General features: G+C 72.1%; 10 protein-coding genes. 4 read left to right on the top strand and 6 right to left on the bottom strand.

Going from position 1 to position 9289, the window contains the following annotated elements:
- From VF697_RS33170 to VF697_RS33160, 3 genes are all read right to left on the bottom strand, one after another.
- Positions 1-1207, bottom strand: a 1207-nt coding sequence (locus VF697_RS33170) for an amidohydrolase family protein (RefSeq protein ID WP_331101298.1), incomplete at its 3' end; no start/stop codon positions are given.
- 516 nt (positions 1208-1723) lie between these two features.
- Positions 1724-2224, bottom strand: coding sequence for a hypothetical protein (locus VF697_RS33165; RefSeq protein ID WP_331101296.1), 501 nt, complete (start codon positions 2222-2224; stop codon positions 1724-1726).
- 121 nt (positions 2225-2345) lie between these two features.
- A complete protein-coding gene (locus VF697_RS33160; protein WP_331101294.1) occupies positions 2346-3581 on the bottom strand; it encodes a glycosyltransferase in 1236 nt (411 codons plus the stop codon).
- Between the two features lie 235 nt (positions 3582-3816).
- Here VF697_RS33160 and VF697_RS33155 point away from each other — a divergent pair, with 235 nt between their 5' ends.
- From VF697_RS33155 to VF697_RS33145, 3 genes are all read left to right on the top strand, one after another.
- On the top strand, positions 3817-4167 hold the full coding sequence (locus VF697_RS33155) for a helix-turn-helix transcriptional regulator (RefSeq protein ID WP_331101292.1): 351 nt from the start codon (positions 3817-3819) through the stop codon (positions 4165-4167).
- A gap of 73 nt (positions 4168-4240) precedes the next feature.
- On the top strand, positions 4241-5023 hold the full coding sequence (locus tag VF697_RS33150; protein WP_331101290.1) for an alpha/beta hydrolase: 783 nt from the start codon (positions 4241-4243) through the stop codon (positions 5021-5023).
- Between the two features lie 177 nt (positions 5024-5200).
- Positions 5201-6190, top strand: coding sequence for an inositol monophosphatase family protein (locus VF697_RS33145; RefSeq protein WP_331101289.1), 990 nt, complete (start codon positions 5201-5203; stop codon positions 6188-6190).
- Positions 6191-6216: 26 nt separating this feature from the next.
- On the opposite strand, the gene VF697_RS33140 is transcribed toward VF697_RS33145, so the two are convergent.
- The 3 genes from VF697_RS33140 to VF697_RS33130 all read right to left on the bottom strand — a co-directional run bounded on the left by VF697_RS33140 (position 6217) and on the right by VF697_RS33130 (position 8520).
- Positions 6217-6750, bottom strand: coding sequence for a GNAT family N-acetyltransferase (locus VF697_RS33140; RefSeq protein ID WP_331101288.1), 534 nt, complete (start codon positions 6748-6750; stop codon positions 6217-6219).
- A 3-nt stretch (positions 6751-6753) separates the two neighbouring features.
- Positions 6754-7152: a hypothetical protein gene (locus tag VF697_RS33135; RefSeq protein ID WP_331101287.1), complete on the bottom strand. Its 399-nt coding sequence runs from the start codon at positions 7150-7152 to the stop codon at positions 6754-6756.
- A gap of 93 nt (positions 7153-7245) precedes the next feature.
- On the bottom strand, positions 7246-8520 hold the full coding sequence (locus VF697_RS33130) for an MFS transporter (RefSeq protein WP_331101285.1): 1275 nt from the start codon (positions 8518-8520) through the stop codon (positions 7246-7248).
- A 75-nt stretch (positions 8521-8595) separates the two neighbouring features.
- Here VF697_RS33130 and VF697_RS33125 point away from each other — a divergent pair.
- The coding region (locus VF697_RS33125) for an AAA family ATPase (protein ID WP_331101283.1) at positions 8596-9289 on the top strand (694 nt) is incomplete at its 3' end.

Raw genomic sequence — 9289 nt, 5'->3', positions numbered from 1 at the left:
CGTCGGCGAGCTTCCCGGCCTCCAGCGTCCCCAGCGAGTCCTGGAGCCCGAGCAGCTCGGCGTTGACGCTGGTGGCGGCGCGCAGGGCCTCGGCGGGCTTCATCCCCGCGTCCACGAGCAGGCCGAACTCCTCGGCGTTGCGGCCGTGGGCGAACACCCCCGCGTCCGTGCCGAAGGCGATGCGCACCCCGGAGGTGATGGACTTGCGCAGCGCCTCCCTGCGCTTCACGTCCACGGCCTGCACCTTGCGCACGTTCTCCGCGGGCAGCAGCCCCTTGTCGGCGCGCTCCTTCACCCCCTGGAAGGCGAGCGCCGTGGGCACGTAGAAGGTGCCCTGCTTCTTCATCAGCGCGAGCGCCTCGTCATCCAGGAACGAGCCGTGCTCGATGGAGTCCACGCCGGCGCGCACCGCGCGCTTGATGCCCTCGGCGCCGTGGGCGTGGGCGGCCACCTTGCGGCCCCGGGCGTGGGCCTCGTCGACGATGGCGTCCAGCTCCGCCTGGGTGAGCTGCGGCGAGCCCACGTCGGCGTTGCGGCTGAGCACTCCACCGGTGGCGCACACCTTGATGAGATCCGCGCCGTATTTGAGGTTCTCGCGCACCTTGGCGCGGAAGGCCTCGGGGCTGTCGGCGACGCCGCGCGAGGACTCCTCGGCGAGCACCCCCTTGCGGAACGAGTTGCCCCCGTCACAGTGCCCCCCGGTGGTGCCGAGGCCCGCGGTGGCCGCGAGGATGCGCGGGCCCACGGCGAGGCCCCGGCGGATGCCATTGCGCAGGCCCACGTCGATGAAGTCCGAGGCGCCGAGGTTGCGCACGGTGGTGAAGCCCGCCATCAGCGTGGCGCGGGCGTAGGGCAGCGCGTCGAGCGTCTGCTCGGGGAGGGTGCGCTGCAGGTCGTCGATGAGGTCCTGCCGCCAGTCGTCGCCGGGCTCGCCCGTCAGGTGCGTGTGGGCATCCATGAAGCCGGGGAGCAGGGTGGCCTCGCCCAGGTCGAGCACCTCGGCGCCCGCGGGCACGGCGGCGGAGGCGCCCACGGCGACAATCTTCCCGTCCACGACGACGAGCTGCGCGGGGGAGACGAGCTTCCCGCTCTTCGCATCGAAGAGGCGGGCGGCCTTGAGGACGACGGCCCTGGGAGCCTGGGGGGCAGGCTCGGCGGCGGAGGCGGGGAGCGCGAGGAGTGCGGAGAGCAGGAGCGCGTGTCTCATGCGCGCCAGTGTACCGCGCGGGTGCTTCAACTCACGGCGTGTCTCTGGGCGAGTGCGTCCAGTGGGCGGGACGGTGGGCACCGAGGGCGGACGCAGGAGCGCTGCCAGCGCCCTCGGAGGAGCCCATGGCCCGCCGCGTGCTTGGGGCGCCCCTGGAATGTCCGGACCTCATGATCCATATCGGGGATCGCACGACCCGCGAAGTAACGAGGCAGGTGTTACATTCGGTGATGGATGCGCGACGCGCGGAGGAGCTGATGCGAAGCCACGGCGAGGAGCTCATGGAGCGGGGGATGCGGCGGGGATGGGAGCGGGGGCGTGCGGAGACCCGGGCCGAGGATGTACTGCGGATTCTCGACGCACGCGGTATGCCCGTGACCGAGGAGGTCCGGCAACGCATCCTCACCTGTACGGACATCGCCACCCTGGATCGCTGGTTCACTCGGGCCCTGAGGGCCCGCACGCTCGCGGGCGTGCTGGGCGATGTGTCTCAGGAGCGGGAGTGCGGGAGCGGCGTCAGCTCGTGGCGTGCGTCTGGGCCCAGTAGGAGATGACGGCCTCGTCATCGACGATGCGCGAGTGGAAGTGGTCCCACAGGTCGGTGACGGCGACGGCGTGGCCCTTGGAGAGCTTGGGGGTGAGGTAGAGGGCGTAGTACTCGGCGCCGCTGCCATCGTCGACGGGGCCGAGCTTGTCGAGCGGCCGCTTCGTGACGGGGCACAGCAGGGTGCAGCGGGTGCCGGGGGCGATGTCGATGAAGCCCGTCTTCCGCTTGTCGCCGTGGATGGGCGAGAGGTGGACGAGCCCCTCGCGCCCATCGGGCGTGCGCAGCAGCAGGGTGACGGAGGGGTAGCCGTTGAACGTCTCGCCCGACAGGCCGATGAGGCTGTGGCCGCCAGGGCCGAAGGCCTGGGTCACCACGAGCGTCACCTTGTCGGCGACGGGCTGGAGGCTGTCGTGCTGCTGGGGGATGTTCTGCACCTGGAGGTTCTGCGCATCAATGTGTTGCTTGGGCATGGTGGGGGCCTCATGCACGGGGGGGCCGCGACAATAGTGAGACGGCCCCGCGTCCGCATCCCCCCGGGTCGCGGCCTACCCCGTGCCGCGCCCCAGCGGACACATACATTCCCGGCGTGTGTCAGGGCGCCTCGCACAGCGCGGGGGGCGGCAGTGCGTCTCGAGGACGCTCCTGCGTGAGCAGCGCCACGGCCTGCTCCACGCCATCCGTGCGCACCTGGGCGGCCAGCTCGCGGGCCCGCTGCTGGGCCTCGGGGCGCAGGCACCAGCGCAGGGACTCGGCGAGGCGCGAGGCCGTGAGGCGCGAGCGCTTGAAGGGCTTGGGGGCGAGGCCGAGCGAATGCACCCGGTCCGCCCAGTAGAACTGGTCGAGGATGTGCGGCACCACCACCTGCGGAATGCCCGCGCGAGCGGCCGCGTGCGTGGTGCCCGCGCCTCCGTGGTGCACCATGGCCCGCACCCTGGGCAGCAGCGCGTTGTGGGACACGGGGCCCATCGCCAGCACCTCCGCTGGCAGGGACTCGCCGCCGAGCCCCGCCCAGCCTCGCGACACGAGGGCCCGCACGCCCGTCGAGCGCACCGCCTCCAACACCTCGCGCATGGTTCGGACCGGGTCCTCGTCCAACATGCTCCCGAAGCCGACGTAGACGGGGGGCTCACCCGCCGCGAGGAAGGCCTCCACCTCGTCCGGCAGCGGCGTCGGGTCGTCCAGCATCCAGGCGCCTGGCTGGGACGTCTTCCCCACGAGGTCCGGCGGCAGCGGCGCCAGGAGGGGATCCGCCGCGAGCAGCGTCGACTCGGTCACCGCCTCGTTGAAGACGTCCTTCGTGGGCGCGAGCCCGGCCCGCACCCGCCACGCGTTGATGGGCCCGGCCGCGAACCTGTTCCAGCTGACGCGGGTGAACCACCACGACAGGCGGTTGAACCACGGGGGCGAGTGGTTCACCGGGAAGGAGGGACCGGCGTGGTAGCGCGAGCGCTGCACGCGCGGGCAGAAGGCGACGTAGCGGTAGGGCACCCGGAGCACCTCGGCCACCGAGCGCGCCTCCACCAGCAACCCCGTGGCGACCAGCAGGTCCGCCCCCTCGACGACCTTGGGCAGCTCCTCGAGGCGGCGCTCGAGGGACGTGCGCATGTTCTCCGCCAGCTTCCCCACACCCTGGGTGCTGTCGCGCAACCACGCCTCGAAGGAGGTGTCGAGGGCGTGGAAGGACAACCCATGCCCCGTGGCGAAGCCACCGAAGTCCTCCGAGGCGCACAGCACCACCTGGTGACCCGCGCGCACCAGCGCCTGGCCCAGGACGATGAAGGGCTGCACGTCACCTCGACTGCCAAAGGTCGCCAGGACGATTCTCATGCTCGCCTCCGTGAGTGGCCGGGGAGCATAACGGGGAGGGGCAACGCGCGGCGTCACGTCGACGTGGGGGGTCGGGTGGAAAACGAGCGGCCTGTCGGGTGGACCATACCTCGCGAGGGGGGAGGGGAGGGCATAACCACTCGAATCGGTAGTGGGCATTGACAGGACTTGGGAGGTCTGTAAGGTAGGGACGTCCCGAGTCCACCCGCTCGCCCCGCTGTGGAGGAGATCCGCCATGCCCAGGCTCTCGGCCCGTGTAGAAGGCCCGTTGGCGAAGACCCTCGGCACGGCGGCGCGTGCCGCCCGTGCACGAGCGGCGCTCACCCAGGCGCAGGTGGCCCGACAGGTGGGCGTGCAGCTCGAGGTGTATGGCCGCATCGAGCGCGGGGAGATGTTCCCCAGTGTCCCCACGCTGCGGCGCATCTGCGTGGCCCTGGAGATTGCCTCGGACGAGCTGCTGGGCCTGGAGGTGGGCGGCTCCCCGCGGATGAGCCGGCTGGTGAGCGCCGCGCGCGGGCTGAGCGCCTCGCAGCTCCGGCTGCTGCACGTGCTCGCCGAGTCGCTCCGTCCCACCCCGCGCGAGTGAGCCGCCCCGCTCGCCCCGCGTCTATGAGCTGGCGCCTGGCGGCCCGGCCTGGAAACAGGTGGAGTGCGCGCGGGTGGACGCGGGCGGGGTGCCGGCCATGTGGGTGACGCCCAAGGCGGGCGCGGGGGAGACGGTGCTCCTCTACCTCCACGGCGGCGGCTACGTGCTGGGCTCGGCACAGTCCTACCGCGCGACGAGCTCCGGCCTCGCGGTGGGCACGGGCGTCCGGGTGCTGGTGCCGGACTACCGCCTGGCGCCCGAGCACCCCTACCCCGCCGCGCTGGAGGACGCGCTCGCCGCGTGGCGGTGGCTGCGGAGCACGGGCGTGGAGCCCTCGCGGGTGGTGGTGGCCGGGGACTCGGCGGGCGGCGGGCTGGCGCTGGCGTTGATGGGGGCGCTCGTGGAGGCCGGAGAGGCGCCGCCGGCGGGCGCGGTGCTGCTGTCGCCCTGGGTGGACCTCGCGTGCGAGGCGGCGAGCCATGTGGACAACGCGCCCTACGACATGCTGACGCGCGAGGCGCTGCTCGAGTGGAGCCGCTTCTACGCGGGGGCGCTGGAGCTGGCGGACCCGCGCATCTCGCCGCTGCACGCCTCGTTGCGCGGGCTGCCGCCGCTCTACGTGCAGGTGGGCGGCGTGGAGCTCTTCCGGGACGCGGTGTGCCAGTTCGCCGAGCGTGCCCGCGCCGCGGGCGTCCCCGTCACCCTGGACCTGTACGAGGACATGCCGCACGTGCCCTGTGGGCTCGCCGCGATGTCCCCGCGAGGGCGCGAGGCCTTCGCGCGCACCGTGGCGGCCGTGCGGCGGATGCTGGAGGGCGCGGGGCCGGCGGTGGCTTCCACCCAGGCCGTGGGGTAGGGAAATACAACCAGCTTGAAGATCGGGACCATGGCTGGACTCGGGAGGCGACGCGAGGGCGCACGCGCCGGCTCCCGAGCCCGCTCCGCTGCTCTCAGGACAGTGCGTGGCTAGAGTTGCTTTCGAGGAACTCCTCTCCATGCGAGAAAGAGTCCTCCCCCCACGGAGCAGCCAAGCGTGCGCGAGCTACAACCCATCATCGATGCGGTCCGACTGGCATGTGAGCTGAGCCGCCGGGTGCAGGCCTCGCAGGCGGGAGTCACCCGCAAGAGCGACGCCAGCCCCGTCACCATCGCGGACTACGGAGCGCAGGCGCTGCTGTGCCGCGCCATCAGCCGCCACTTCCCCGAGGACGGCGTCATCGCGGAAGAAGGTGGCGAGGCCTTCCTCACCGTGCCCCAGGCGGAGCGCGAGCAGGTGGTGCGACTGGTGGGCAAGCTGCTGGGCGAGCTGGTGAGCGAAGCGGACTTCCTGCGCTGGCTCAACCACGGCCGCCACAGGCGGGCGGCTCGCACCTGGGTCATCGACCCCATCGACGGGACGGAGGGCTTCATCAACGGGCGCGCCTACGCGGTGTGCGTGGGGACGCTGGAGGAGGGCCAGCCGGTGGACGGCATCATCGGCGTGCCCCTCTCGCCGCTGGATGACAGCGGCACGCTCTTCTTCACGGAGGCGGGACGCGCCTGGGCCGAGCCGCTCGAGGCCCCCGACGGCACCGAGCCGCGCCCACTGCACGCCTCCGACCGCGCGGATCCGAAGAGCATCCGCGTGGTGGAGAGCTACGTCATGGGGCGGCGCGAGCGGGAAATCGCGGACCGGGTGTACACGGAGGCGGGCCTGGATGCGCGGCGCATCAAGCGCTACGACGGGATGGTGAAGTACGCGCTGGTGGCGGCGGGAGCGGCGGACCTGTACGTGAGAGGGCCTCGGGACACGCGGAAGAACCCGCACAAAATCTGGGACCACGCGGCGGGCACGGCGCTGGTGCGCGCGGCGGGAGGCCAGGTGACGGGGCTGGATGGGCGGGCGGTGGACTTCACGCAGGGCACGGAGCTGCGCCACACCCTGGGGCTCATCATCAGCAATGGGCCCCTGCACATGCACCTCGTCGAGGCGATGAAGCGCGTGGCCGGCGAGGAGTGGGGCTTCCTGTCTCAGCCGGACTGACGCGGGGCCGGGCGGAAGCGGGCGGCCTACGTCGTACCGGCCGTGGTCAGCAGCGGCAGCAGATCGAGCACCATGCGGCAGGGGTACTCGTCGGAAAGGCGCGCGAAGCCGAACCGCTCGTAGAAGCGAGCCGCCTGGGCGTCGAGGGCATCGGTGACGAAGAGGCGGAACGCGACGGGGCCTGATTGGGCGAGTTGCAGCGTCAGGCCCAGTGCCTCCTCGAAGAGGAATCGCCCGAGCCCCTGTCCCTGGACGCGTTGGTCCACGGCGAGCCGCGCGAGCAGCACCCCGGGGATGGGAAATCGCGGGAGCCGCTCGAGCGCGGGCACCTTCTGCGCCGCGCTCCGTTCCACGCTCACCGTCGAGAGACTGAAGTAGCCCGCGAGGCGTGGCCCTTCCGGGCCCTCATCGAGGGCCACATAGGTTCTCGCCAACAGGTCCTTCTCGAGGTGCCGGAGCGCATATCGCTGCAGGTACTCGATCAGGGAGGGGTGCTGATTCTGGAAGCCCTTGAGCAGCGTGCGGTGCTGGCGCCCGAGAGGCTCGACGCGGAGGCCCATCGGTCACACCGTCTTCTTCCAACGAAGCTTCGGGGGACGGCGCTTGGGGCTGGCGAGGCGTTGGAGCGCGGCTCGCAGCGCGGGCGTCGGCTCGAATCCCCGGTCGAGGATGCGAGCCAGCCGCTCCGCCTCGGCGTCGGTGAGGGTGACACGCGGAACCACCGCCGTCTCATGGCGTGCACGCAGCCGCTCGATGACGGGATGGGTGAGGGTCTCGACCTCGGCGCCTCGTCGGGCCTCCACGCTGCGCCCCGCTTCCGCCTGCCGGACGATCCACGCCGCCAGGGAGGCCACTTCGCGCAGGAGGTCCGCCTTCTGGCTCGGCGTGAGGCCGAGGCGCTTCCGGAGCTCTTCGAGTTCTTGATCGAGGACGGCGTTGGTCTGGGCCTGGAAGCGGGACATGGCTCACCTGTGTCCGAGTGAGTAGAAATCTACTCACCCCGGGTGGCGGGGACAACCGCCTCTTCCCGTCCGGTGGGCCTCGGGCTTCCTGTCTCAGCCCGACTGACGCGGGGCCGGGCGGAAGCGGGCGAGCACGTCCGCGGGGCCGCGCCACAGCTCTCGCGTCCACCACAACCACCAGGTGCCATAGAGGAGGGAGACGCCGGCGAGCGTCCAGGAGGCCGGGGCCAGGCCCACGGCATCGGCGGCCGCCCCGGCGGCGAGCGAGGACACGCCCATGCACAGCGTGGCCATGCCGAAGTCGGCCGCGAGCACGCGCCCGCGCAGCCCGTCCGGGGTGGACACCTGCAGGCCATAGGTGGACAGCACCCACTGCGCGCCGCCTCCGAGGTGGGCCAGCAGCACGCACGCGGCGGCCAGGAGCAGCGAGGGGGCGAAGGGCAGCAGCACGTAGGCCAGCCCGTACGTCACCATGGAGGCGCCGCACACCAGCAGCAGGCGCCGCCCGTCGTTGCCCGCCCAGCGCTGGCCGAGGAAGGGGCCCAGCAGCGCCCCCAGCCCGCGCGCGGCGAGCAGCGTGCCCACGCCCGCGTCTCCGGCCTCGAAGCGTCCGGCGGCGAAGGCGGGCAGCAGCGCGACGATGCCATTGCCGAGTCCCACGCCCGCCTTGGTGACGAGCAGCGAGAGGGTGAGCCGACTCTGGCGGGCGAGCGTCCACACCTCGCCGAGCTGGGCCCACGTGCCATGCGTGGAGGGCTCGCCGTGGTGCTGGAGGGGACGGCGGATGCCCCAGACGAGCACGGCGGAGACGAGGAAGGTGGCGGCGTTGATGAGGATGCTGGCCTCGCGGCCGAAGGCGACGGTGGCCTGGCCCCCCACGGCGGCGCCGATGAAGAGCATGGTGCCCCACACGCTGCCGAGCGCCGTCTGGGCGAGCGGGAGCTCCTCGGGGGTGACGACGTTGGGGACGGAGGCCTCGGCGACGGGGTCGAAGAAGGCGGAGAGGGCGGCGAGCAGCGCCACACAGGAGATGGCGAGCGCGGGCGAGCGCCAGTGGAGGGCGGCGAGCAGGCCGAGCGCGGGGAGCACGCGCAGCAGGTCCACGGCCACCATGAGGCGCTTGCGGTCCACCCGGTCGGCGATGGAGCCCGCCAGGGGGGAGAGCAGGAAGGCGGGCAGCACGGTGGCGGCGAAGACGGCGGCGGAGGAGCTGGGGCGGCCGGTGACCTCGGTGACGAAGCCGCTGATGGCCACGAAGGCGAACCAGTCGCCGAGCAGGGAGACGACGGTGGCGCAGAAGAGGCGGCGGTAGTCCGGGTTGCGCCGCAGCAGCAGCCACAGGTCCCGGACGGTTGCGGAGGAGGCCATGGAGTCCCGGCAGCCTACCCGTGGCGGGGCCCTTTCGCGGAAGGGACTGCAAGGCTGCTACGCTGCGAGTCCGAAATGTCCTCTTCTCCTGTGAAGCTTCCTGTCACCGAGCGTGCGGCTCCGACGCGCGTGCTGGTGTCCCGGCTGGTCGACAACCTCGAGCGCGTCATCCGGGGCAAGCGCGAGGCGCTGGAGTTGCTGCTGTGCTCGGTGGCGGCCGGCGGGCACGTGCTGCTGGAGGACGTGCCGGGCACGGGGAAGACGACGCTGGCCAAGGCACTGGCGCTGAGCATCGGAGGCCTCTTCAAGCGGGTGCAGTTCACGCCGGACCTGCTGCCCACGGACATCGTCGGCGCGTCCATCTTCAACCCGCAGGAGGCCACGTTCCGCTTCCGGCCGGGGCCGCTGTTCGCCAACGTGCTCATCGCGGATGAAATCAACCGGGCCTCGCCGCGCACGCAGTCGGCGCTGCTGGAGGCGCTGAGCGAGGGGCAGGTGACGGTGGACGGGCAGACGCACGTGCTGGCGCCCCCCTTCCTGTGCATCGCGACGCAGAACCCGGTGGAGTTCCACGGGACGTACCCGTTGCCGGAGGCGTCGCTGGACCGGTTCGCGGTGCAGCTATCGCTGGGGTACCTGCCGGAGGACGAGGAGCGCACGCTGCTGATGACGCGCTCGGGGCCGCCGCCGCTGGAGGGCATGGCGCCGGTGTGCTCGCTGGAGGAGGTGAGCGAGCTGCAGCGGCGGGTGCAGGAGGTGAAGCTGGAGG

Origin of the sequence: Archangium sp., from assembly GCF_036388035.1 — a bacterium.
Lineage (GTDB): Bacteria > Myxococcota > Myxococcia > Myxococcales > Myxococcaceae > Archangium.
This window is presented reverse-complemented; position numbering and strand designations above follow the sequence as displayed.

What these genes read in the sequence shown, in the direction of transcription:
- VF697_RS33165 (WP_331101296.1), bottom strand. Translation starts at nt 2,224, where the DNA reads ATGCCCAAGCAACACATTGATGCGCAGAACCTCCAGGTGCAGAACATC.
- VF697_RS33160 (WP_331101294.1), bottom strand. Translation starts at nt 3,581, where the DNA reads ATGAGAATCGTCCTGGCGACCTTTGGCAGTCGAGGTGACGTGCAGCCC.
- VF697_RS33155 (WP_331101292.1), top strand. Translation starts at nt 3,817, where the DNA reads ATGCCCAGGCTCTCGGCCCGTGTAGAAGGCCCGTTGGCGAAGACCCTC.
- VF697_RS33140 (WP_331101288.1), bottom strand. Translation starts at nt 6,750, where the DNA reads ATGGGCCTCCGCGTCGAGCCTCTCGGGCGCCAGCACCGCACGCTGCTC.
- VF697_RS33135 (WP_331101287.1), bottom strand. Translation starts at nt 7,152, where the DNA reads ATGTCCCGCTTCCAGGCCCAGACCAACGCCGTCCTCGATCAAGAACTC.
- VF697_RS33130 (WP_331101285.1), bottom strand. Translation starts at nt 8,520, where the DNA reads ATGGCCTCCTCCGCAACCGTCCGGGACCTGTGGCTGCTGCTGCGGCGC.